Origin of the sequence: Kitasatospora sp. NPDC086801 (assembly GCF_044745805.1) — a bacterium.
GTDB lineage: Bacteria > Actinomycetota > Actinomycetes > Streptomycetales > Streptomycetaceae > Kitasatospora.
This window is the reverse complement of sequence record NZ_JBIVAX010000008.1, coordinates 5,454-29,725: the sequence shown is the minus strand read 5'-3', so window position 1 is coordinate 29,725 and position 24,272 is coordinate 5,454. Positions and strand designations below refer to the sequence as shown.

The following is a 24,272-nucleotide window of genomic DNA, read 5'->3' as shown; positions in this document are numbered from 1 at the left end:
CGTTCCACTCGTCGATCGGTCCACGCCGCCCGTTCACGCCGCGACCCCCACCGGGCGGGCGGTGAGCGAGACCATCCGGTCGGCCACGGCCTGCGGCTGCGGGTGGTACAGCTCGTCGACGAGCGCGCCGCCGGCCAGGAACAGCACCCGGTCGGCGAACGAGGCCGCCACCGGGTCGTGGGTCACCATGACCACCGTCGCGCCCAGGTCGTCCACGGCGCGCCGCAGCAGGCCCAGCACCTCGTGCGCGGTGCGGGTGTCCAGCGCGCCGGTCGGCTCGTCGGCGAACACCACGTCCGGACCGGTGATCAGCGCGCGGGCGATCGCCACCCGCTGCTGCTGGCCGCCGGAGAGCTGGCCGGGCCGCCGCTTGGCGTGCTCGCCGAGGCCGACCTGGGCCAGCAGCTCCCGGGCCCTGGCCCGGTCCTGGCGCTCGCCGGCCAGCCGCTGCGGGAGCAGCACGTTCTGCTCCACGGTCAGCGAGGGCAGCAGGTTGAAGGACTGGAAGACGAAGCCGATCCGGCTGCGGCGCAGCTTGGTCAGCCGGTTCTCGCTCAGCTGGGTGATGTCCTCGTCGCCGAGGCGGATCTCCCCCTGGTCGGGCTTGTCCAGGCCCGCCGCGCACTGCAGGAAGGTCGACTTGCCGGAGCCGGACGGGCCCATCACGGCGGTGAAGCTGCCGCGGGCCAGCGCCAGGTCGATCCCGCGCAGCGCCTGCACGGTCTCGCCGCCGCGGCCGTAGGTGCGGCGCACCCCGCGCAGCTCGATCGCCGGACGGACGCCCTGCTCGGCGTGCGGGCCGCCGCCGTACGCCCCGGTGGCGTACGAGCCGCCACCGTACGGGCCGGCGGCGTGCGGGCCGGCCGCGTACGGCTCGGTCGATGGGCGGTCGTGGCGGCGTGCCATGGGTGGGCCTTCCCTCGGGGATCGTCGGTGGTCGTCGACGGGTTCCACGCTAGAAAAGACCAGGCCAGCGGACCATGGAGGCCGCTGGCGGACCGGGGGTGGGGATATCCCCACCCGCTTCCGGGGGCCTGCTCGTGCCCGGGTCGGGCCGCGCCGGGGCGGGTGGGGCGGGGCGGGGCGCGCCGCGCCGGGGCGCCCTACACCGGGTCGGCGGTGATCTCCCCGTAGGCGGCGGCCAGTTCGGCGAGCACGGGGTGCGCCGGGTCGAAGGCCGTACCGTCGACCGCGGCCAGCGGCCGGACGCCGACGCCCGCGTTCACCGCGAACGCCGCCGCGAAGCGGCCCAGCCCGGACGCGTCCACCGGCTCGCGCGACTGCGGCCCGCCGTACGCGCCGGCCAGCAGTGCGGCGGTCACCCCGGGCAGGCTCGGGCCGTCCGGCCAGACCAGTCGGCGGCCGTCGAGGAAGCCGACGTTCCAGGTGGCGCCCTCGACCACCCCGCCGCCGTCCGGGTCCACCAGCAACACGTCGTCATAGCCGTCGAGTTGAGCCCGCCTGCGGTGGTGGACCAGACCGAACAGGCCGACGTGCTTCACCTCCGGCAGCTCCCGGCGGTACGCGACCGTCCGCGCCCGCAGCGGGCCCGGCGCGGCCACCGCCGCCGGGCGGGTGGTCAGCAGCAGCCGGGGCACCGCCGGGGCGCCGGGGCGCTCCAGGCCGAGCTCCGGGTCGTACACCGTCACCCGGACGGTCACCGGCGCGCCGCCGGCGGGCAGCACCGCGCGGATCCGCTCCCGCACCACCGCCCGGTCCAACTCGGCGGCGAACAGTACCCGGCAGTCCCGGACCAGCCGGTCCAGGTGCAGCGCCAGACCCCGGACCCGGCCCGCCTCGGCGCGCAGGGTGGTGAAGTGCCCGTAGTTCAGCAGCCCCAGCGCAGTCAGCCGCGCCGGGTCGGCCGGCGCGCCGTCGATCTCGATCTCAGCCATCCCCCGAGTCTGCCAGCCCCGGCGACGCCGCCACCGGGGCGGCCGCTCTCGGCGCCGGAGCCGGGGTCGGGGCCGGAGTCGAGGTCGCGGTCGGAGTCGAGGTCGCGGTCGGAGTCGAGGTCGCGGTCGAGGTCGCGGTCGCTGCCGGGCTCGCCGCCACCGCCGGGCGGTACGGGCTGACCACCTGTCGGCCCGCCGCCAGGGCCAGCTGCTCGAACTGCTCGATCTTGTACGCCAGCCCCTCCGGCTCCCCCGCGTCCGACCACCGCCACGCCTCCGCCCACCACTGCGGGCCGCGCACCAGCGGCCGGCCCGCGAGCGCCAGATGCAGCGCCAGCGTCGACCGCGCGTACTCGTGCACCCAGCCGTCGGCCGCCCGGTAGTCGGGCGTCTCGTCCAGCCGCAGCCAGCGGCCCTCGCGGCCGGCGGCGAGCATCGGCACCCAGCCCCAGGCCCGGTCCGCGACCAGCAGGTGCACCCATCCGCCCTCCTCGCACACCCGGTAGGGCGGGAGCTGCGGCATCCGGGCCAGGGCCAGCGAACGCTTCCAGCCGACCACCCAGAGGCCGCGGCGCAGGTAGTAGCGGACGGCGTGCTGCCAGGCCCAGTGCGCCTCCAGCCGAAAGCCGGGCAGGCCCTCCGCGGCGGCCGCCGCGTACACCTCCTCCAGCGCCCCGGCGGCCAGCCCCCGGCCACGCGCCTCCGGAGTCAAGTAGAGGGAGGAGACGGCGAGTTGGCCGGGCCCCTTGGTCCAGTTGTCCACCGCCACCGTGCCGGCCGCGGCACCGTCCCCGTCCAGCACCCAGTAGCGGCGCCGGTACAGCTCGCCGCCGGGCCACTCCCGGCCGCTCTCCCCCAGCCGCTCGCGCCACCGCCGCTCGACCTCCGGCGCCAGCGCGTCCGGGGCCACCAGCTCCCCGAGCTCACCCTCCACCAGGGACGCCAAGTCCCAGAGCGCGAACCGCCGTTCGTCCCCCTCGGCGACCGCCCGCAGCCGCGGCCCCGCCGCCAGCCGGTCCTGCGCCCGCTCCACCGCCGCATCCCACGACCTCACCACGCCGCCACGATAGCGGGAGCGCGGGCACTTTCCGTAATCCGGCGAACACCGAACGTCAGATCGGGTGCGAATGCCGCCGGGCCGAGGCGCCGACGGATGGTAGGGGAAACCCGACCAGAGGACTCGACCTGACCGTGATGACCAGGCTGACCTGCGGCGATGCAATGAACGGGTGATGAATCGGCACGACTCCCCAGACCGGCGACACGCCGCCGCGTGGTGCGGCGGATGGCTCCTCGCGGCCGGCTGGGCCGGGGCCTTCCCGCTGCTCTCCGGCCTCGGCCCGCACCGCGCCTGGGGCACCTGCGCCGCCGTCGGCTACCTGCTGGCGGCGCTCGCCGCCCTCCTGCCGACGCGCCGGAGCCGGTCGCTGTCCCTCGCCCTCGCCCTCACCGGGGCCGTCGCCGTACCGCTGCTCGCACTGGTGCTGACCGGCCGGGGGCAGAGCGAGGTCGGGGTGATCGAACGCTCCGGGGCCCTGCTGCTGCACACCGGCACGCCGTACCTCGCCGAACCCCGGACAGTGGCCGAGTACACCCCGTACCTGCCGGGGATGGCGCTCCTCGGACTGCCCCGGGCCCTGCTCGACGGGCTGCCGCTCGGCGGTCTTCCACTCGGCGGTCTTCCACTCGGCGGTCTTCCACTCGGCGGTCTTCCACTCGGCGGGCTGCCGCTCGCCCGGGTGGCGGGCGACGCACGGCTCTGGTGCGCGGCCGCGTTCCTCGCCTGCCTGCTGCGCTCCGCGCCCGCCGGGCGACGGACCGCCCTCGCCGCGCCGACCACCCCACCCCTCGGCCCGCGGACCGCCCTCGCCGCGCTGACCGCCTCGCCCGTCGTCGCGCTGCCGCTCTGCGTCAGCGGCGTCGACCTGCCGATGACCGGCCTCTGCTGGCTCGCCCTCACCCTCGCCGCCCGGCGACGCCCCGTCCCCGCCGGACTGGCCCTCGCCGCCGCCTGCTCACTCAAGTGGACGGCCTGGCCGGCCGTCGCCGTGGTCACCGCGCTGCTCGCCGCCACCGCCGGACGGCGCCCCGCCCTGCGCGCCGCCGCCGTCGCGGTGGGCGGCACGGCCCTGCTGGTCCTGCCCGGCGCCCTGCGCTCACCCGGACCGATGCTCGACCAGGTGTTCGCCTTCCCCACCGGCCGCGGCGACCTGCCCACCCCCGCCGCCAGCCCGCTGCCCGGACGACTGCTCGCCGACCTCGGCCCGCCCGGCTGGTACGCCGCCGTCGGCCTGCTGCTGCTCGCCGCACTCGCCCTCGCGGCCTCCCTGCTCACCCACCCGCCCCGGCACGCGGCGGCCGCCGCCGACCGGCTCGCCCTCGGACTCGCCCTGGCCTTCCTGCTCGCCCCCGCCGGGCGCTTCGGCTACCTCGCGCTGCCGCTCCTGCTGGTCCTGCTCGCCCGGCTGCTCCCGCCGGCCCTCCCCGCCCCCTCCGCTCCGACACCGAACCGAGGTCTCACCCGCCCATGGGCAGCACACTCATCGTCACCAACGACTTCCCGCCCCGCCAAGGCGGCATCGAAACCTTCGTCCACGCCCTGGCCACCCGCCTGCCCGACTCCGAGGTCGTGGTCTACACCTCCGCCGAGCCGGGCGCCGATCGGCACGACGCCGCTCTCCCCTTCCCGGTGATCCGCGACCGGGCCCGCACCCTGCTGCCCACCGCCCGGGTCACCCGCCGGGCCGCCGAGATCGCCCGCGCCCACGGCTGCGACCGGGTCTGGTTCGGCGCCGCCGCCCCGCTCGCCGCGATGACCCCCGGCCTGCTCCGCCAGGCCGGGGGCATCCGCCGCACCGTCGCCACCACCCACGGCCACGAGATCTGGTGGGCCCGCACCCCCGGCGCCCGCCGCCTGCTGCGCCGGGTGGGCCGCAGCGTCGACGTCGTCACCTATCTCGGCGAGTACACCCGCGCCCGGATCGCCCCCGCCCTCGGCCCGGACGCCCAACTGGCACGCCTCGTCCCGGGCGTCGACCCGGACCGCTTCCGGCCCGCCCCCGACGGCGCCCGGCGGACCCGGACCGGGCCGGTGGTCCTCTGCGTCGCCCGGCTCGTCCCGCGCAAGGGGCAGGACGTGCTGATCCGCGCCCTGCCCGCGATCCGCCGGGCCGTCCCCGGCACCGTCCTCGTGCTCGTCGGCCAAGGCCCGCACGAGGACCGCCTGCGCGCGCTCGCCCACCGGTGCACCGAACCCGGCAGCGTCGAATTCGCCGGCGGCCTCGACCACGCGGCCACCGCCGCCCACTACGCCGAGGCCGACGTCTTCGCCATGCCCTGCCGCACCCGCCGGGCCGGCCTCGAAGCCGAGGGCCTCGGCATCGTCTACCTCGAAGCGGCCGCCGCCGGCCTCCCCGTCGTCGCCGGCCGCTCCGGCGGCGCCCCCGACACCGTCCTCGACGGCGTCACCGGCACCGTCATCGACGGCCGCGACCCGGCCGACGTGGCCGCCGCCCTCACCCGCCTCCTCCTCGCCCCGGCGGCCGACCGCGCCCGGATGGGCGCCGCCGGCCGCGACTGGGCCACCACCCACTGGTCCTGGACCGCCTCCGCCCACCAGCTCGCCCGCCTCCTCGACCCCACCCGCCCCCTCCCCCGTGCCACCGACGCCACCGACACCCCCGCCGACACCCCCGCCGCCGCCCCGGCAGGCCGAACAGCCGCGCGCGGGAAGTCGGGTGGGCCGACTTCCCGCGCGTGAACCAAACCCGTGCCGCCCCCGGCCGTGTGAGCGAGGCGGAGGGGCGACCGGCACGGGAAGTCGGCGAAGGCGGCTTCCGGCGCCCCCGGCGGGGCTCACGCCGGTCACACCGCCCCCGCGGATCACTCGCGCCACCGGAGTCGGGGGCGACCGGGGCCCGGCACGCCACAGCAGGGTGCGCCGCCAGCGCACGGCGCCCCACGGGCGCACCGGGGCGTGACCTTTTCCATCATATGAATATTGGCCTTCCGTTTTTCAGCCGTCCGAAATTGCGGAAACCCAAGGAGGGAAGCGGAAACCACGAGGGGACGGGCGCCATGATGGAGGTCGAACAATTGCTGACCGACTGCCTCCGGGACGTGCGCGACATTCCCCCGGGAACGGTCCCGGTCGATTCCACGGGCCCCGATTACGAGGCCGCGCGCCACACTTTCCTGACGGCCGGGCTGTCCGCACTGCGCAACGACCCACCGGGGGCCGGCTGGGTCCAGATCAACCTCGCACCGGGCCCGACGGCCTGGCACCGGACGTACCGCGTCATCGCGGACACGGCTCGCGAGCTGATCGCCGCCGACGCGGTGCGGTCCTTCTTCTTCATGCACAAGCCGCCGGGGCTGCGGGTCCGATTCGAGGCCGGCCGGACGGACCTCGCGGCGCTGCGCCGGGAACTGATCCGCCGTTTCCGCGAAGTGGACGGACAATCACGCCCGCCGCTGTGCGGGAGGTACGAGCCGGAGGCGTATCTCTTCGGCGGTCCGTCATCAATGCGATACGTGCACGACCTGTTCACGGTGGATTCCCTGGCCTGGCTCGATCACCACGACACCCTCGCGACGGCGGGCCGGCCGGAGCTGGTCGCGGACTGGCGGCTGTCCCTGTACCTCCTCGGTGAACTCCTCGGCGGCCTGGGCATCGTCGGCTGGGAGCACCGCGGGGTCTGGCAGGTGGTGCGGGACGACACCGGGCGCCGGCTGGGCACCGACCCGGACGACGACGCCCGGCGTGCCGCCGCCGGCATCCTCGCGGCCTGGCGGGCCGGAGGTCCGGGCCTGCTCGCCCCGGTGGCGCCGCAGCGGCGGGCGGCGGTCGAGGCGCACGGGGACGCCGTGCGCCGGGCCGCCGAGTCCTGGCGCACCGGGTACTTCGAGTCCGGTGACGCCGTGATCGGCCCGCGCCGTGCCGCTGCGTACCACGTGATCTTCCACTGGAACCGGGGGCGGCTCTCCCTGGCCCGACAGAGCCTGCTGACCCACGCGCTCACCGGTGACGGAGGGTTCTGACATGCACGAGGACGACGGGTGCGAGGACCAGGTCCTGGGCGGCACGGCACTGCTCCGGGTGGCCGGCATGCCCTTGGACGCGTGGGCCGCGGCAGGCAACCCGGAGCTGTTCGCCCAGGTCGCCGACCACGCCCGGCAGGACGAACGGCGAGCCGGGCACGCCCGCGGGCTGGCCGAGCGGCTGGGCGCCGTCGTCGTGCCGCACCACGACCTCACGCCCGCCGACCGCCGCGCCGTGCTGGCCCTGCGCCGCCGGCTGCACTCCGGCGCCGTACCGGGCCCGGCCGACCGCCGGCTGCTGGAGCGGTTGCCCGCCGCCCGCGGCCTCGTCGCGGACGCCGAACGGCTGTCCGCCGAAGGCGAGTCGGCGGCCGTCGCCCTGCGGCGACTGGAGTGTGCGGTGGTGGCCGAACGCGAGCGCGTGGGCGCGCTGGGCTGGTCCCTGGTGTGCGCGTCCCCGGTCATGCGGGCCTTCCTGGACGAGGCGGAGCCCGATGCCGCCGCGGACGTGTCCGGGCGGCTGGCCGCCGGCGAGTCCTGGAGCGGGAAGCGGCTGCGCAAGCGGGGGGCGTACGTGTGGCGGGCCCTCGGCCGGGCCGCGGCGAAGACCACCCCGCGCGGCTGGGTCGGCCAGGTCACCCTGCTGCCGGTCACCCCGACGGGCGACAACGGTGAGGAGGCGGGCGGCGCCCTGCCGCGGCTCGTCCCACCCGGCGCGGCCCTCGGTGAGGTGGCGGCCGAGGCCGTGGAGAACCTCCACGTGGTGCGGGCCCGGCTCGGCACCCTGGACCTGCGAACGGCGGACCCGACCACGATGCTGGCCCTGGCACCGCTGCACTTCCTTCAGCCGGCGGGCACCGACCCCGGCGCCGGTGTCCTGCGCTGCTGGGCGATCGACCCGCGCGATCGCGGCCGGATGCGGCAGGTCGCCCTGCGTCGGATCCGCCTCCTGGAGGGCGTGTTGGCCGAACTGGCCGACGGCCCGCGCCCGTTGGGCGATATCGAAGCGGCTCTGCTGGGCACGGCGGCGGCCGGTGCGGTGGCGACCGGTGCGGCGGCTCCCGGTCTCGCGGTGCTGCGCGGCTTCCTCGCCCACCTGCTCGGACTCGGCGTGCTCCAGGCCTGCGCGGCCCCTCGCCGCCGTGCCACGGGCTGGCTCGCCGCCGAGGACGTCCGCGAACGCGGCACCCTTCCGCGCCCGGTACCGGTACCGGTACCGGTACCGGGCGACGATGCCGCCATACCCGTGCCCGCACCGGGCCTCCAGACCACCGGCACCAGCGACACCACCGCCCCCGCCGACGGCTCCCGCCCGTGGTTCACCGATTCCTACCGCACCATCGCCTCCGCCGTCCCCGGAGCGGCCGCCCGCCAGGTGCAGCGGGGCCTCGGCACCGCCGCCCGCGTGGCGTGGCTGCGGGAAGCCGACCGGCTCGCGGCGCCGGACGCGCACCGGCTGCCAGCAGAGCTGGCGCAGCTCACCGAACGGCCTTGTCCGCTCGGCGAGATCCTCGCGCGCCAGCTGCCCGAGGGCGACTACCCGCCGCCGCAGACCCTGCGCCGACCCGCGGGCTGGCACCCCGCCCGGACCCCCGGCTCCGGCTACGCCGGGCTGCTGGCCCACCTGTCCGCCCGGGCCGGCGCCGGGCAGGTGGACCTGGACGACGACCTGCTGGACACCCTCGGGGCGCCCCCGGCCCGGACGGCACTGCCGTCCTGGCCCCTGGACTGCCTGCTGCGTCCGCTGCCGGGCCCCGGACCGGTCGCGGTACTGGAGACCGCCTCGCCGGCGGGCGTGCTGGACGCCCGGTTCGCCGACGCGCTCCACACCCTGTACGGCGCCTACGACAACCTCCGGGGCTACCGGGCCTACCTCGCGGCCGTGGAGCGGCTGTCCGGGGCGCGCTTCGTCGAGCTGCTGGTTCCGCCGCTGGCCGAACGCGCCGCCAACGCCGTACGGCGGCCCGTCATCACCGGCTGGTGGACGGGCGATCCCGATCCCGTGCCGTACCAGGGGCCGGCCGGCCTGACGGCCCGGTACCTGCCGTTGGACCGCATCACCCTGCGACGTGCCGGCCCGCAGATCATCGCCGAGGCCGACGGGTGCCGACTGCTGCCCGTCCACCACGCCACCCGCACGCCCCTGCCCCCGTACGACGTCCTGGTCCGACTGCTGCTGGCCGCCGGCCACCCGGCGGGCTCGCGCGTGATCCGCCTGGACGGCCTGGCCGAGGCGTTCCCCGGCACGGACCGCGTGCCCCGGGTGACCGTCGGTGGCGGCACCCTGGTGATCAGCCCCGCGGTCTGGCGCGTGCCAGCGGCCCTGTTGTGGCGGCCCGGCGCCGACGACCTGACCAAGGTGCGCGCCCTCACCGGCCTCGCGCGCTCCGCCGGGCTGCCGCGCTTCGCGTTCGTGCGGGCCGTGCCCCAGGTGAAACCGGTGCCCGTGGACTTCGAGGCGCTGACCGCCGTCCCCCTGCTGGAGCGGATCCGCGCCCGCCACCCCGGCGCGGACCTGCTGGTCGAGGAGATGCTCCCCGCCCCGGGCGGCCTGCTGCTCCACGACCCCGTGCACGGCGGCGCCGCCGTCGCCGCCCAACTGCTGCTCCGACTTCCGTACGACCAGGGCATCGAGGAACTCGCGGTGCTCGCCACCGCCGCGCTGCGCGGCGAAACCGACGTCCCCGGGACGCCCGCATCCAGCGGGCGGGCCACCGGGGCGGCCCACACCGGTCACCACTCCTGAAGGAGGAGAACCATGCCCGACATCACGACCCTCACCGACCTCGACGCCCTGATCGGCGACCTGGACGCGCGCATCACCGAGACCACCCTGCCGACCCCCGAGGCCAGCAGCGGGGGCTGCAGCGGCGTCTGCACCGTCCTGATCTGCGACACGGTGCTGCTCTGTAGCGGCGTCTTCTGCTGATCTCCCGTCAGGCCGTCCGAGGGCACGCCCTCGGACGGCCCACCCGGACAGCGGCCTCTGACGGCCGCCGCCACCGGCGCTCCGCCCGGCCCGTCACGGCCACAAGGGCGGGGCGCCGACCCGTCGTTCCCGAGGAGCCAGCGTGCCGCAGCACACCGAGAGCACCAAGAACACCGCGGACACCGAGGACACCGGCACCGCCCTCACCGGACTCGCCGCCCGGCTCCTCGACGCCTGGTCCGCCCGGCCCCGCGAGGGCCTGGCGGGCGCCGAGCCGCCCTCCGATCCGGGCGTCCCCGTCCTGGCCTCCCTGGTGCACGCCGCCGGAGAGCCGGAGACCGAGCGGTCCGCGGCCCGTGCCGTGGCCGTGTGGGCCCGCACCGCCGGTCGGGGGCCGGGCCACTGCGGGCTGTACGACGGCGGACTCGCCGGAACGCTGGTGGGTCTGCAGCTGGGCGCCCGGGTGCACCCGGCCCTGAACCCGGTCGCCGACCGGCTCCGCGACCACCTGGTCCGCACCGCGCCGGCCCTCGGCTGGCGACGCGAGCAAGTCGCCTTCCCGGACTACGACCTCATCGTCGGCCCCTCCGGCACCCTGCTCGCCCTGAGCACGGGCACCCGCCCAACGCCGGCCGAACTCGGCCCGTTCGCCGACCACCTGACCCTGCTGTGCGACACCGACGAACTACCCCGACTGCGGACGGGGCAGTACGCCGGCCACCCGCACCTGGGCTGGCTCGACGGACGGATCAACACCGGCATGGGCCACGGCACCGCAGGAGTCGTCACCGCGCTCACCGCGGCGGTGCGTCACCTCGGCCCGCACCCCGACCTGACCCCCGACCTGGCACCCGACCTGGCACCCGCGCTGGCACCCGCGCTGCGCCGCGCGACCCGGTGGCTGATGCGGCAGTCCTTCGACGACGCCCGCTCCATCCACACCTGGGACGGCGCCGGACTCGACGGCCCACCGCCCACCGGACCGCGCGCCCGCCAGGCCTGGTGCTACGGCACGCCCGGAGTGTCCTGGGCGCTGTGGGACGCGGCGGACGCGCTGGGCGACCGGGAGGCGGCCGCCTGGGCCGCGGCGGCCTTCACCACGCTCGCCGAGCGGTACGACGAGCGTTTCCACCTCTTCGGCGACCGCCCGGCCGACCTGCTGGCCCTCTGCCACGGGGCCTCGGGCGTGCTGGTGGTGGCCGACGCCTTCGCCCGGCACGCCGGCCTGCCCGCCGCGGCCACGCTGAAAGCCCGTCTGCTCGCCCACCTCAGGGCCCGCCTGCCCGAGCTGGAGGCCCTCGGCGCGGAAGGGATGGGGCTGCTCGGGGGAGCCGCAGGCCCGCTGTGCGCCCTGCTCACCGCGGGCCACGGCGCCTCACGGGCCTGGCTGCCCTGCCTCGGTCTGCGCTGAGCCACCGACGCCTGTTGTCGGACCCGAGCCTGTTGTCGGACCCGCCCTACGCCTCCCGGAGGTGGGCCAGGACGGCGAGGACGCGGCGGTTGCCTTCGGTGGGGTCGAGGTCGAGCTTCATGAAGATGTTGCCGCAGTGCTTGACCACCGAGGCCTCGGTGATGGTGAGCCGGGTGGCGATGGCCTGGTTGTTGAGGCCTTCGGCCATGAGGGCGAGGACTTCGCGTTCACGGGGGGTGAGGCGGGTGAGGGGCGGTCGGCGGACTGCTGGCGGAGCAGGACGCGGACCACGTCCGGGTCGATGACGGTCTCGCCGGCGGCGACCCGGCGGAGGGCGTCGAGGAAGTCGGCGACGTCGCCGACGCGGTCCTTCAGGAGGTAGCCGAGGCCGGCGGGTTGGGCGCCGGCGGCGGCGAGCAGGCGGGTGGCGTACGGGGTGGCGACGTACTGGGAGAGCACCAGGACGGGCAGGCCCGGGTGGCGTTCGCGCAGGTCGAGGGCGGCGCGCAGGCCCTCGTCGGAGAAGTCGGGCGGCATCCGGACGTCGGTGATGACGGCGTCGGGCCGTTCGGTGTCGACGGCGGCGGCGAGGGCGCGGGCGTCGCCGACGGCGGCGGTCACCCGGTGGCCGCCGAGGGTGAGGAGTTCGACGAGCCCGGCCCGCAGCAGGACGGCGTCCTCGGCGATCACGATCCGGAGCACGGGACCTCCAGCCGCAGCGTGGTCGGGCCGCCCGTCGGGCTGGTCACCATGAGCCGTCCTTTCAGGAGTGCCACCCGGTCGGCGAGTCCGCGCAGTCCGGCCCCGGCGGCCGGGTCGGCCCCGCCGTGGCCGTCGTCGGTCACCTGGACCACCAGGCGGCCGTCGGCGACGCGCCCGCTGACGGTGATCGTGGTGGCGCCGCTGTGCTTGGCGGCGTTGGTGAGCGCCTCGGTGACGGTGAAGTAGGCGGTCGTCTCGACGGGGGCGGCCAGCCGGCCGGGGAGGTCGAAATCGGACCGGACCGGGATGGGGTGGCGCAGCGCGACCTCGGCGACGGCGGCGGCGAGGCCGTGGTCGGTGAGCACCTGGGGGTGGATGCCGCGGACCAGGCCGCGCAGTTGTTCCAGGGCCTGCCGGGCTTCGCCGCGGGCCCGGGCGACCAGGGCGGTGGCCCGGTCGCCGGACTGGGCGCTGCCGTCGCGCAGCGCGTGGTCGGCGAGGCCGAGGGTCATGCTCAGTGCGACGAGCTGCTGTTGGGCGCCGTCGTGCAGGTCGCGTTCGATGCGGCGGCGTTCGGCTTCGAAGGCGTCGGCGAGCCGGGCCCGGGAGCGGGTGAGTTCGAGGACCTGTCGGCCGGTGTCCTCGTCGCGGGGGCCGAGCAGGAGGCGGGCGAGGGCCACCTGGGCGGTGGTCAGCAGGGCGCCGGCGTAGGCGCAGAGGAGGAGCCCGGCGAGCCCGGCGGCGGTGAACGGCAGGGCGGCGAGCGGCCCGGACACCGCCCGGCCGGGGATGATCATGACGGTTTCGGGGGCCAGCGCCCAGACGATCACCGGGGAGGCGACCAGGGCGCCGGAGAACAGCAGCACGGCGGTGAAGCCGAGCGTGGCGGCGGCGAGGGCGGTCGCGGTGAGCGCGGTGTGGGCGAGTTCGCGCCAGGTGGCGCGCTCGCGCAGGCGGGTCCGCAGCCGGGCGCGGCGGCCGACGCCGGGCAGCGGGCGGTGCGGGTCGGACAGCGGCACCGGTTCGACCAGCCGCAGCCGTCGGCGTTCGAGGGTGGCGGCGGGGATGCCCGCGAGGGCCAGGGCGAGGAGCACCGGCAGCCCGACACCGACCACGGACAGCCCCAGGCCGAGCACCAGCAGCACCGTCAGGACGGCGAGCAGCAGCGGGCCGAGCAGCGCGCCGCCGAGCAGGTACGCCCAGCAGCGCGGCACCCACGGGGTGACGGGGAAGCGCAGCGGGTGGGCTCGCAGCGCGGCCCAGACGGCCGTCGGCTGCTGCTCCTCCTCGTTCACCCGGTCACTCTAACGAACCCTCTGACCAGGCCCCGGGGCGTCAGTCGTGGAGGCGGCGGAGCCGGCCGGGCGGGGTGCGGGCCGGGGACGGGTCAGGGCGACGGCGGCGATCACCAGGACGCCGCCGGCCAGGGCGTTCCAACCGACGGGTTCGGCGAGGAAGGCCGCGCCGAGGGCGGTGGACCACAGCGGCATGACGTAGGTCACGGCGGAGGCCACCGCGGTACCGGCCGTGCGGACCAGCCCGAGGTTGAGCAGGTACGCGAGGCCGGTGCCGGCCGCGCCCAGCACCAGCAGGGCGCCGGCCGCGCCCGCGCCCGGCCAGTGCGGGGCGCCCGCGGCGAACGGCGCGACGGCGGCCAGCTCGGCGGTGGCGCAGGCGATCTGGACGGCTGAGAGGGTGACCACCGACTCCGGCCGACCGGAGAGGAAGCGGCGCAGGTAGGCGAAGCCCGCGCCGTAGCAGCAGGCGGCGGCCAGGCAGGCGAGGCCGCCGACGGCCTCGCCGGAGCCGATGCCGCGCCAGACCCCGAGGACGGTGAGCACGCCGACGAAGCCGAGGGCGAGTCCGGAGAGCCGGCGGGCGCCGGGGCGGCGCTCCTCGGCGACGGCGAGGACGGCGAACAGCAGGGTGAACAGCGGGGTGGTCGCGTTCATCACCCCGGCGAGGACGGAGCTGACCCGGGTCTCGCCGAACGAGAACAGCGTGAACGGCACGGTGTTGAGGAGCACCGCGACCACGGCGGAGTGCCCCCAGAGCGCACGGTCGCGGGTGACGCGTTCGCGGCGCAGCACGAGGATCGTCCACAGCGTGGCCGCGCCGAGGGCGGAGCGCCACAGCGCCACCCACAGCGGCGGCACCCCCGCCTCCACCGCCACCTTGATCAGCGCGAAGCTCGCGCCCCAGATCGCCGACAGCGTCACGAAGCCCGGCAACCAGCGCCGCACCCGAACCACCTCCACCTTCGTCCCGTTGGTTCCGTCTCGGGTGCCGTCTCGGGTGCCGTCTCGGGTGCCGTCTCCGGTGCCGCCCTGGGCTCCACCTCGGGCTCCACCTCGGGCTCCACCTCGGGCTCCACCTCGGGCTCCACCTCGGTTCCGTCTGGACAGAGGGTGTCCCGGCAACGGAGCATGAGTCCAACAAGTGGCAGTGCCGGATGGATGAGGAAGTCTCATGGCCTCGGAGGTCAACCTGGCCCAGCTGAGGGCGCTGGTCGCGGTCGCCGACACCGGCGGGTTCGGCGCGGCCGCCGACGAACTGGGCATCAGCCAGTCCGCCGTCTCGCACGCCGTCGCCGCGCTGGAGCGGGCCCTCGGCGCGCCCGTCCTGCTGCGCGGCACCCCGGCCCGGCCGACGCCCCTGGGCGAGCAGGTCCTCCCGCACGCCCGCACCGCCGTCGCCTCCGCCGCCGCCGTACGCGCCATCGCCACCCGGCACTCCGGCGGCCCCGTCGGCACCGTCCGGCTCGCCGCGCCGACCACCGTCTGCCAGGCGCTGCTACCCGGACTGCTCCGGGACTGGAAGGCCGCCTACCCGCAGGTCACCGTCCGGGTCTTCGAGGGCGAGGACGACGAACTCGCCACCTGGCTGGAGGCGGGCACCGTCGACGCCGCCGTCCTGGTCGACGCCGGGCCGCTCCCGCCCGGGGCGGTCGCGCTCGGGGCCGACTCCATGCACGCGCTGCTGCGCCGCGACCACCCGCTCGCCGGGCAGGAGACCATCCACGTCGCCGACCTGGAGGACGACGACTTCCTGCTCTCCGAGGGCGGCTGCGAACGCCACATCCGCGAGGCCTTCCGCCGGGCCGGCACCCGCTTCACCCCCCGGCACCGCATCCGCGACCTCAACACGCTCATCGGCATGGTGCACGCGGGCGTCGGGGTCTCGGTGATGCCCGCGCTGGCGCTGACCATGCTCCCGGCCGACTGCGTGCTCGTCCCGATCCGGCCGGCCGTCCACCGCACGCTCACGCTCACCGGGCCGACCAGCCGGCCGTGGTCGCCGGCGGTCGGCGGGCTGCTGGCGGCGGTGGGCGCCGCGCAGGGGGCGGGGGCCGGGGTCCGCATGGCGGCGCGCGCCTGACGGGGAGCCTGTCCGGCGTCCGGTCGACGGCGGGCGGCGGGCGGCGGGCGGCGGGCGGCGAGCGGCGAGCGGCGAGCGGCGAGCGGCGAGCGGCACACTCCGGCTTGACCTTTTCGGGGTTGACCATCTTTCCCCGACAGGTCTATACCAGTGACAGCTTTCGGCAACTACCCCCATCCGGAGGCCCGTTCGGTCTGCGCGCCACCCCCACCTCCGGCGCGAGCAGCCCCTCCCCCACCGTCGCCCCCCCGCCTGGAAAGGCCCTCGATGGAACGCGTTCTTCCCCCACACCCCGCCCCCCGGAACCCGCGCCGCCGCCCGCGCCGGGCCGCCGTCGCCGTGGCCGGGGTGCTCGGCCTGGTCGCCGGCGGTGTCGCCGCGCTGGCGGGCACCGGCTCCGCCGCCGCCGACACCACCACCGGCCTCGGCAGCAACTGGTACGCCTCGGCGCCCTACCTGATGCCCGAGGACAACAGCCCGCCGGACGCCGCCGCGGTGATGGACGCCACCGGGCAGAAGGCCTTCCAGCTGGCGTTCATCCTGGCCCAGGGCAGCAGCTGTTCGCCGGCCTGGGGCGGCACCTCCTCGATCGACACCGACACCACCATGCCCGGCGTCATCCAGACCGTCCGCGGCAAGGGCGGGGACGTCTCGGTCTCGGTCGGCGGGTACGGCGGCACCAAGCTCGGCCAGGTCTGCGGCACCCCGGAGGCGACCGCCGCCGGGTACCAGAAGGTGATCACCAAGTACCAGTTGAAGGCGATCGACTTCGACCTGGAGGAACCGGAGTACGAGAACACCGCGGCGATCCACAACGAGATCGGCGCCGCCCGGATCCTCCAGCAGAACAACCCCGGCCTCTACATCTCGATCACCACCGCCGGGACCAACGCGGGGACCGGCTGGTTCGGCACGCAGATGCTGAACGAGGCCAAGTCGGAGGGCTTCACGCCGAACAACTACTCGATCATGCCGTTCGACGGCGGGTTCAACGGCGCGGCCGCGCAGACCGACGCGCTGGTGAAGTTCAACCAGATCCTGCAGACCACCTTCGGCTGGTCCGAGGCGACGGCCTACGCCCACGAGGGCGTGTCGATGATGAACGGCCGCACCGACGCCGCCGAGTACTTCCGGCAGGCGGACTTCCAGGCCGTGCTGGACTTCGCCACCGCGCACAACCTGGCCCGGTACACCTACTGGTCGGTCAACCGGGACCGGCAGTGCACGGGCCCGGTGGACCCGGGGCTGTCCGGCTCCTGCTCCAGCGTGGCGCAGAACGACTGGGACTTCACCAAGTACACCGTGAAGTTCGCCGGGGCGACGCCGCCCACCACGCCTCCGACCACCCCGCCCACCACCCCGCCGACGACTCCCCCGACCACCCCCGGGGCCTGCGCCGACCCGGCGTGGAGCGCGAGCACCGCCTACACCAACGGCAGCAAGGTCTCGTACGGCGGCCACGAGTACCACGCCAAGTGGTGGACGCTGAACGAGGTGCCGAGCGCCAGCGGCCAGTGGGGCGTCTGGGGCGACGACGGGCCCTGCTGACGGACCGGAGGAAGGGGGCCCGGGGGCGCGGTGCCGGTGCGCACCCCCGGGCTCCGTTGCGTCAGTCGGCGTCCGTGATCAGTCGGCGTCCGTGAACCGCTCCCGCAGTTCGGCCAGCACCTGCGCCGCCTCCGGGAGGCCGGCGGCCTCGCAGTGCGAGATGGCGGCGGTCAGCCGGGCGACGGCCGCACCGGTGCGGCCGAGGTCGGCGCCCTCGATCAGCGCGGCCAGCCGGACGGCCTCGGCCCGGGACGCCCCGGCCCGCTCGTCGCCGCCCTCGTAGACCGCGATCGCCCGCTCGACCTCGGCCAACGCCTCCTCGTAGCGCTCGGCCATGGCCAGGCAGCGCGCCCGCTCGTAGTGCGAACCGCCGCGCAGGTACCAGGGGTTGTACTCCTGACCGGCCTGCTCGGCATGCTCCCCGGCGGCGTCCGCCTCGGCCAGCCGGGCCAGCGCCGACGCCAGCCCCTCCGGGCCCTCGGCGTGCATGGTCAGCCGGGCGAACTCGCGCAGCGTCGCCGCCAGTTGGTCCACCTGGGGAGCCTGGGCGTGGGCCGCGAGCGCGCGGTCGATGGCGGCCTTCGCGGCCTCCCAGCGGTCCGCCCGGGCCAGCGCCAGCGAGGCCTCGCAGGCGACCATGGTGTGGGTGTCCTGCTCCTCCCAGCCGGCGACGACGTCGGCCAGCCGCAGGTACTCCTCGGCGGCGTCCCGGTGCTCGTCCAGCTCGGTGAGGCCCCGGGCGAGGTCCAGCCGGGCCTGCGCGAGCATCCGCGCGTCCAGCTCGGACGCGGCGGCGTCCAGCAGCACCGACTCCAGCACCGCGACGGCGTCGGCCGTGCGGTCGGCGGCGCGCAGCACATCGGCCAGCTGGAGGCGGGCCTGGGCGGCGTCCTCGGCCGCCTCCCGGCCCTTGCGGTCGAAGCGCGCGGCCGCCTCGGTGAGCGCCCGGACCGCGCCGCCGCGGTCGCCGGCCCCCATCGCCGCGTGGCCGAGCATCAGGTAGGTCGGCGCGTACGGGTAGGAGTCGTCGCCCCAGCGGGCGGCCTCGGCGAGCGCCCGGTGGAACGCCTCGACGGCCTCCGCGGGTGCGCCGCTCTGCAGCAGCACCTGGCCCAGCAGGCCGAGCACCCGCGGGGTGTGCCAGGGCAGTTCGGCCGTGTCCAACTCGCCGAGCACCTCGCGCAGTTCGGTGGTGGCCTCGGCCAGCCGGCCCTGCCGGGCGGCCGCGTCGGCCCGGTACTGGCGGGAGGTGGCGGCGCGGCGGGTGGAGCCCAGCTCCACGGCGGTGCGGTGGTAGCCGCCGGCCGCCGTCTCGAAGCGCTCGACGGCCTCGGCGGGCGGCTCGGGCAGCGCCTCGACCAGGTCGTGGTGGGCGGCGTAGGCGCGGACCTGCCACACGATCAGGTAGTCGTCGTCGGCCATCGCACCGGCGGCCCGCAGTTCCTCGGCCCGGCGCAGCACCTCGTCGAGCGCCGACCAGTCGGCCACCGCGCCCTCGACGTCGCCGAGTTCCACGATCAGCGCGCGGGCCCGGGCCATCAGGGCCTGGCCGGGCAGCCCGGCCTGCTCGAACAGCTCGGCGGCGGCCAGCAGCCCGGCCCGGCCCTCGGCGTGCTCGTCCCGCTCCAGCGACTGGTGGGCCCGCTGCTCGGCGAGTTCGGCGCGCAGCCGCGCGGGGCTGCCGACCTCGGTGCCCTCGGGGTGGGTGAAGCCGTCGGCGGCGGCGCGTTCGGCGATCCGCCGCCAGAGCCGGTCGGCGTCCGGGTGCCCGACGAGCTCCAGCTCGCGGGCCCGGACCACCAGGGCGGTGAAGTCCTCCGGCTCCGGCTCGACGGCCCGGCGCGGCGCGGGCGCGAGGGCCGGGGCAGCGGCCAGCTCGGGCGCGGCGGCGGCGCGCACGCCGAGGGCCAGCGGCTCGGCCAGCAGCGGCTCGCGGGCCAACCGGGCGCGCCGGTCGGCGCCGACCGCGTCGGTGCCGTTGCGGGCGTCGAAGCGGGCGGCGAGCGCGTCGGCCTCGGCGCGCACGTGGGCGAGCAGGGTGTCCGCCGTCCAGGAGGTGCCGGGCGGGCCGCTGACCGCGAGCCCGCCGTGGCCGCCCCGGGCCAGGACGGCGAGCAGCACCTCGACGCCGGTGAGGAAGGACAGCAGCGCGGACGGCTCGCCAGCCACCGCGAACAGGTCGCGGTTCTCGGCGAGCAGTTCCAGGCCGCGCGGCTCGTTGCCGGACAGCGCGCAGAACTCGACGTGCCGGCCGACGGCGTGCATCATCGAGGCCTTGCCGCGCGCGGCGCGGTAGCCGGTCAGGTGGCTGGAGCGGGCCTCGTCCAGGCGGCCCTGGCGCAGCAGCGGGAGCAGGGCGGCGGCCTGGCTGAGGGCGGGCTCCTGCTCGCAGCTGCTCCGGCCGTCGAGGACCGGCTGCAGGACGTCCAGCGCCCGGGCGTCGTCGCCGGCGTCCACGAAGTGCTCGGCGCGCGCCCGGGTCTCGCAGGCGTGGCAGTCGCTCAGCTCGGAGCGCGGGCGGGCCGTCCACAGCTCGTAGGCGTCCTGGCGGCCGGTGCCGGTCTGCGCGGCCAGGTGGTAGCGCTGGGCGTAGTACGGCTGGAGGTCGAAGTCGGCCGCCCGGTAGCGGTCGCGCAGTTCGGTGTGCCAGCGCCGCAGGGCCGTCAGCGGCACGTCCGGGTTGTCCAGGAGCGCGCCGGCCACCCATTTGAAGCGCCAGAACACCTGCTGGCGGGCCCACTCGCCGAAGCCGTCCGGGTCGGTGTCCCAGAGCTTGAGGACGCGGGCGAAGGCCACCGGGGTCTTGCTGCGCTCGCCGTCGTACTCGTACGCCTCCATCAGCTCCAGCAGGGCCATCGAGCGCACCCCGGTGTCGTCGAACTGCTCGGCCGCGTCGACGAGTTCCTCGGCCGCGACGGTCCGCTGGCGGCCGTACGGGCGGGCGTCGTTCTCGCGCAGCGCGGCCATCACCGCGTCGGGGGTGTCCAGCATCAGGCCTCCTTCGGATCGGTGCGGTCCGGGCCGGCCGACTCGTGGCCGAGCATGGCGTGGTCGAGCAGGCTGATGAACGAGCGGTTGAGCAGGGCGCTCTCGCTGGCCTTGAGCGGGCGGCGGGTCATCAGCACGGCCTGGCCGTACAGCGCCTCGACGGCGGTGACGGCCAGCTCGCGGTTGGTGACCGTCGCGGCCCGGCGCACCAGCGGGTTGAGGTGGTTGAGCACCAGCTGGGCGCGGGGCGCCTCGGCGCGCAGCGAGCCCAGGATGTCCGCCCACAGGCCGTCGGCCTCCTCGGCGAGCTGGGCGCGGCTGCGCTCGTGCCGGGCCTCCCGGTTGTCCAGCAGCAGCGCGGGCGCGTTGGTCGGGTGGAAGCTGCGCAGGGCGACGTCGCAGTCGAAGCGGCCGACCACCTCGCGGGCGACGGCGAGGAAGGCGTTCGCGGCGAGCTCGGCGGCCGGGTCGACGGTGTCCAGGTGCGCGGTGACGGTGCCCGGGTCGAGGTCGGAGACCGAGACGCCGGGGCGGATCTCGGGCAGCCGGTGCACCAGGTCGCGGTCGTAGGTGTAGCCGCCGTTGACCACGCCGAGGCCGGCGGCGCCGGCGATCGGGGCGACCTGGCGGAACTCCTCGACGGTGCGGGTGACCAGCACCACCGGGTGGCTGCGGGTGAACTCGTCCAGGGTGACGTTGCCGTCGGTGGTCTCGAACGGCAGCCACGGCAGCATCATCCGCAGCAACTCGTCGTCGTAACGGGCGAGTTCCTTGACGGCCAGGTGGTGCACGGACAGGAAGCGGTGCAGCAGCGCCGGATCGCTCGCGGACAGGCCGGTCAGCCAGTCACGGATCCGGACGCCCAGCGCGTCGCGGACGGCGGCCAGCGTCTCGTCCGCGTACAGGCCCTCGCGGGAGGCGGTCGGGCGCAGGCCGTCGGTGTCCACCACGCAGCGGACGAAGAACGCCCAGTCCGGCAGCAGTTCGGCGGCCTGGTCGGACAGCAGCATGCCCTTGAGGTGCACCCGGTGGCCCGAACGGCGGGACGGCGGGGCCGCGTCCGGCAGCACGTAGGCGACCCCGCGCAGCCCGACCAGCGGGAGGTCCAGGTCGATGGTGTCGAGCGGGGCGAAGTCGAAGGCGGCGCGGCAGTACTCGGTCAGCGCGTCGCGCCGGGCCAGCGGCGAGCCGTGCCGCTCGGCCCACGGCGGGGTGCGGTTCACCCGGTGCTCGGTGCCGTTCGCGTCCACCACCGTGACGTCGTGGCGCAGCAGGCTGCCGAAGTCCCGGGCCAGCGCGAGGACACGGCCCGACCGCGTCCACTCGACGGCGTCGGCGCGGGGGACCAGCGTCACGGTGGTGCCCGGCTCCGGCTTCGCCGCGGCGGGCAGGGTGCGGATCGTGTAGCGGCCGTCGGAGCCGCCGCGCCACTCGATCACCGGCGCGTCCGGGGTGGCGGCGGAGCGGGTCACCACGGTGATCTCGTCGGCGACCACGAAGCAGGCCAGCAGGCCGATGCCGAACTGGCCGATGAAGTCGCCGCGGGCCTGGGCCAGCCCCGCGCCGTCCAGCCGGCCGTCCGCGTCGCGCTTCGAACTGCGGCCGATGGTGGCGAGGAAGGTGTGGACGTCCGCCTCGGTCAGGCCGACGCCGGTGTCGGTGACGCTCAGCTCGTCGTCGGCGCGCACGACGATCCGGGCCGGCGCCTGCGGGTCGAGGGCGCGGCGGGCGGAGATGGCGTCCACCGCGTTCTGCAACAGCTCGCGCAGGTACACCCGCGGGCTGGAGTAGAGGTGGTGGGAGAGCAGGTCCACCAGGCCGCGCAGGTCCACCTGGAAGGTGTGCGCGCTCGCCGCGTTGTCGGGCGTCGGGTTCTCGGATGGGGACACCGGGGGCTCTTTCGATCGCGGGGCGGGTGACGGAGGTTCTGGGGGGCCGGGGCGTCAGTACGCGCAGCGGTCCCGGTGGGAGGCGAACGCCTTGAGCGGATCACCGGACAGGAAGTGCCAGGGCGACTCGGTGACGGCGCCGTCCAAGGCCTCGAACAGCAGGCGCGCGGTCTTGCGCTGGCCGGCCAGCGAGAAGGCCATCGCGAAGGCGTTGAAGGAACCCTGCCAGCCGCGGACCGGCGTGAAATCCGGGTGCAGCACGGAGCGGAAGGCCGCCTCCTGCAAGTCGGCCACCACCTCCGCACTGGCCAGGTAGGCGCGGTCCTCACCGTCCGGGAGGTCCAGCCAGCGCTCCAGGTGCGCCAGCACGACCAGCTCGCCGAGCTGGCTGCCCTCCGGCGCCGCGAGCATCGAGGACCGGGCGAAGGCGTGCATCTCCTCGTGCGAGCCGCCCCACTTGGCGCACAGCTGCTGGAGGCGCTGGCGGTGCGAGGCCGGATGCCCGGGAGCACGGCGCACGGCGGCCTCGAAGCGGCAGGTCGCGACCTCCGCCGGGAGCGAGGCGCCGCGGGCGCTGATCTGCAGGAAGTACCAGGGGGCGAGCCAGGACGGCTCGCGCTCGGCAACCTCCAGCAGCTGCTCCTCGGCGACGTCCAGCCGCTCGTGGAACACCTTCCACTGCTTCTCGGACACGTGCTTCGCCCGGGCACCCGTCCGGGCCTCCCAGGCCCAGGTGACGTGCCGGGCACCGGACAGCAGCAGCGCCGACGTGTCCTCGGGCCGGTCGGCGAGGGCCCGGGCCGTCCACTCCTCGACCCGGGGCACCTCGGCGATCGCGCCGACCCGCCCGGTCAGATCGGCGCCGTCCCCGACGGCGGCCAGCGCGGGGCCCAGGGCCGCCCAGTCACCGGCGGCGGCCTGGCCGAGCATCAGGCGCAGCGACTCGTCCCCGAGCGCCGGATCCAGCCGCGGCGCCGCAACGGCCGCCACGGGCGCGGACCCGACGGCCCGTCGCACCCTCCCGCGCCAGCCCGCCCCGCTCTGCGCGGCCTCCTCGCCGGAGCGGCGTCGGAACAGCGGCATGTGTGGCCCCCTCGAATATCATCGGCATCTTTCGCATGGCCGCACGACGGCCACCCCAGATGAGTAGATATCACGGCCGACCGACATCCGTTTCCCCAGCCCAGGGGCGGTCCCGGTCCGGCCCACCCGGGGACCGCCCCACGGCCCGCCGACCGGGGCGAACGGCCGGGGCCGACGGCCGGGGTGAGGGCACGTCGAACGGGGTGAGGGCACGTCGAGGGCGGCGGCGCCGTCCGGTCCGACGCCGTCCGGTCCGGCGCCGAGCGCAAACGGCCCCGGCGCCTCCTCGGCCCGGGGCTTCGCTTCGCTTCGCGTACGCGGCGGCCGTCAGGCCAGTCCGAGCCCGGCGTCCGGGGTCCTGCCCGCCTGGGCCTGCTCGATCCGCTTGACCAGCATCGCCCCGAACCGCCGGGCGGCAGCCACGTCGGCCGGCCCGCCCTCGGTGGTCACGCTGGCGACGACGGTGCCCGAGCGCAGCACGATGCCGATGCCCTCACCCTCGCCCAGCTGGCCCTGGAAGACCTGGCTCTCGCTGCCCAGCACCGGGGAGTCGACCTTGCGGAACGGCCCGGCTCCGTAGGAGGCGTAGGACTCCTTGAGCTTGCCCTTGGCGGCGTCGCGGTTCGGCAGCGTCTCGACGATGAAGCGGGCGACCAGATCCCCCGAGGAGAACCGGACGGAACCGCTGAGCGGCTTGCCGGTGCACGGCACCGACGCGGTGCAGGTGGTGGCGTGGTCGATGGTGTCGACCTTGCGCTTCTCCTCCTCCCAGCCCGCCATCGCCTTCGCGTCCGGCAGCACCTGCCCGACGAGCTTGTCGTCCAGCAGCACCGCCTCCAGGTCCGCCCCGGGCGTCGCCGCACCGGCCGGCGGAGCGGAGGCCCCGGTGCCGCCGCCTCCGGTCGCCGGCGCCGAGGCCGCACCCGAGGCCGCACCCGCCCCCGTCGCGGCAGCAGACGCGGACGCGGACGCCGACGCGGAGACCGAAGCCCCTGCACCGCTCTCACCGCCCGCCGGACCCGTCGCGCTCGCCGCCCCCGCCGCGCCCTTGGCCGCGTCCGAGCCCGCCGGGGAACTCCCCGTAGAACCCGACGAGCACCCGGCCAGCACCCCCATCAACGCCCCGGCCGCCACTGCGGCAGCCACCCGCCGACCAGTCGTCCCCATCCCCATCGCCCGCTCCCTCCGGATGTCCGTGACCCATCAAGATAGCCGCCGCCCCCGGCCCACCCGCGTCCGGGTGCACCCGGGCCGATCAAGGACGGAGCCGGGGCATGAACGGCGGCGGGGGGGGGGCCCGCGAGGGGCCCCCCCCCCCCCCCCCCCCGCCGGGGCCCCCGGGGCCGGCCGGGGGGCACGGCGCCGGGGGCGGGGGGGGGGGGGGCTCCCCCCCCCCGACGGGCGTGTCG

General features: G+C 76.3%; 17 protein-coding genes and 1 pseudogene. 8 read left to right on the top strand and 10 right to left on the bottom strand.

The genetic code is table 11. The annotated features are described in order from the left end of the window. Positions 1–33: 33 nt before the first annotated feature. The 3 genes from ACIPLC_RS12260 to ACIPLC_RS12250 form a co-directional block, all read right to left on the bottom strand. Positions 34–906 (bottom strand): ABC transporter ATP-binding protein, encoded by an 873-nt coding sequence (locus ACIPLC_RS12260; protein ID WP_400472888.1) that lies wholly within the window; start codon positions 904–906, stop codon positions 34–36. 197 nt (positions 907–1,103) lie between these two features. Beyond that, entirely contained in the window at positions 1,104–1,895 is a 792-nt protein-coding gene (locus ACIPLC_RS12255) for an aminotransferase class IV (RefSeq protein ID WP_400472887.1), read from the bottom strand. After that, positions 1,888–2,952, bottom strand: a complete 1,065-nt coding sequence (locus ACIPLC_RS12250; RefSeq protein ID WP_400472886.1) for a GNAT family N-acetyltransferase — start codon at positions 2,950–2,952, stop codon at positions 1,888–1,890. The genes ACIPLC_RS12255 and ACIPLC_RS12250 overlap by 8 nt, the downstream gene beginning before the upstream one ends. A gap of 175 nt (positions 2,953–3,127) precedes the next feature. On the opposite strand from ACIPLC_RS12250, the gene ACIPLC_RS12245 reads away from it, so the two are divergent. The 6 genes from ACIPLC_RS12245 (at position 3,128) to ACIPLC_RS12220 (ending at position 11,275) form a co-directional block, all read left to right on the top strand. Next, positions 3,128–4,588, top strand: a complete 1,461-nt coding sequence (locus ACIPLC_RS12245) for a glycosyltransferase 87 family protein (protein ID WP_400472885.1) — start codon at positions 3,128–3,130, stop codon at positions 4,586–4,588. After that, the gene (locus tag ACIPLC_RS12240; RefSeq protein WP_400473030.1) at positions 4,474–5,655 is read left to right on the top strand and encodes a glycosyltransferase family 4 protein; all 1,182 of its coding nucleotides are present in this window, start codon (positions 4,474–4,476) and stop codon (positions 5,653–5,655) included. Before ACIPLC_RS12245 ends, ACIPLC_RS12240 begins: the two co-directional genes overlap by 115 nt. 317 nt (positions 5,656–5,972) lie before the next feature. After that, entirely contained in the window at positions 5,973–6,935 is a 963-nt protein-coding gene (locus ACIPLC_RS12235) for a thiopeptide-type bacteriocin biosynthesis protein (protein WP_400472884.1), read from the top strand. A gap of 1 nt (position 6,936) precedes the next feature. Continuing rightward, entirely contained in the window at positions 6,937–9,681 is a 2,745-nt protein-coding gene (locus ACIPLC_RS12230; protein WP_400472883.1) for a lantibiotic dehydratase, read from the top strand. 12 nt (positions 9,682–9,693) lie between these two features. Beyond that, the gene (locus ACIPLC_RS12225) at positions 9,694–9,864 is read left to right on the top strand and encodes a hypothetical protein (protein WP_400472882.1); all 171 of its coding nucleotides are present in this window, start codon (positions 9,694–9,696) and stop codon (positions 9,862–9,864) included. Positions 9,865–10,006: 142 nt separating this feature from the next. After that, entirely contained in the window at positions 10,007–11,275 is a 1,269-nt protein-coding gene (locus ACIPLC_RS12220; protein ID WP_400472881.1) for a lanthionine synthetase LanC family protein, read from the top strand. A 46-nt stretch (positions 11,276–11,321) separates the two neighbouring features. On the opposite strand, the pseudogene ACIPLC_RS12215 reads toward ACIPLC_RS12220, so the two are convergent. The 3 genes and pseudogenes from ACIPLC_RS12215 to ACIPLC_RS12205 all read right to left on the bottom strand — a co-directional run bounded on the left by ACIPLC_RS12215 (position 11,322) and on the right by ACIPLC_RS12205 (position 14,220). Beyond that, positions 11,322–11,977, bottom strand: a pseudogene (locus ACIPLC_RS12215) (response regulator). Continuing rightward, positions 11,962–13,272: a sensor domain-containing protein gene (locus ACIPLC_RS12210; protein WP_400472880.1), complete on the bottom strand. Its 1,311-nt coding sequence runs from the start codon at positions 13,270–13,272 to the stop codon at positions 11,962–11,964. Before ACIPLC_RS12210 ends, ACIPLC_RS12215 begins: the two are co-directional and overlap by 16 nt. 9 nt (positions 13,273–13,281) lie before the next feature. Continuing rightward, a complete protein-coding gene (locus tag ACIPLC_RS12205; protein WP_400472879.1) occupies positions 13,282–14,220 on the bottom strand; it encodes a DMT family transporter in 939 nt (312 codons plus the stop codon). Between the two features lie 226 nt (positions 14,221–14,446). On the opposite strand from ACIPLC_RS12205, the gene ACIPLC_RS12200 reads away from it, so the two are divergent. Beyond that, positions 14,447–15,355, top strand: a complete 909-nt coding sequence (locus tag ACIPLC_RS12200) for a LysR family transcriptional regulator (RefSeq protein ID WP_400472878.1) — start codon at positions 14,447–14,449, stop codon at positions 15,353–15,355. Positions 15,356–15,622: 267 nt separating this feature from the next. Continuing rightward, positions 15,623–16,903, top strand: coding sequence for a carbohydrate-binding protein (locus ACIPLC_RS12195; RefSeq protein WP_400472877.1), 1,281 nt, complete (start codon positions 15,623–15,625; stop codon positions 16,901–16,903). 78 nt (positions 16,904–16,981) lie between these two features. Here the strand turns inward: ACIPLC_RS12195 and ACIPLC_RS12190 are convergent, their stop codons facing one another. The 4 genes from ACIPLC_RS12190 to ACIPLC_RS12175 form a co-directional block, all read right to left on the bottom strand. After that, positions 16,982–19,894 (bottom strand): hypothetical protein, encoded by a 2,913-nt coding sequence (locus tag ACIPLC_RS12190; protein WP_400472876.1) that lies wholly within the window; start codon positions 19,892–19,894, stop codon positions 16,982–16,984. After that, entirely contained in the window at positions 19,894–21,780 is a 1,887-nt protein-coding gene (locus ACIPLC_RS12185) for an HSP90 family protein (RefSeq protein ID WP_400472875.1), read from the bottom strand. The genes ACIPLC_RS12190 and ACIPLC_RS12185 overlap by 1 nt, the downstream gene beginning before the upstream one ends. Positions 21,781–21,834: 54 nt before the next feature. Then, positions 21,835–22,863 (bottom strand): hypothetical protein, encoded by a 1,029-nt coding sequence (locus ACIPLC_RS12180; protein WP_363588315.1) that lies wholly within the window; start codon positions 22,861–22,863, stop codon positions 21,835–21,837. Positions 22,864–23,190: 327 nt separating this feature from the next. Further along, positions 23,191–23,694 (bottom strand): hypothetical protein, encoded by a 504-nt coding sequence (locus ACIPLC_RS12175; RefSeq protein WP_363632548.1) that lies wholly within the window; start codon positions 23,692–23,694, stop codon positions 23,191–23,193. Positions 23,695–24,272: the final 578 nt, after the last annotated feature.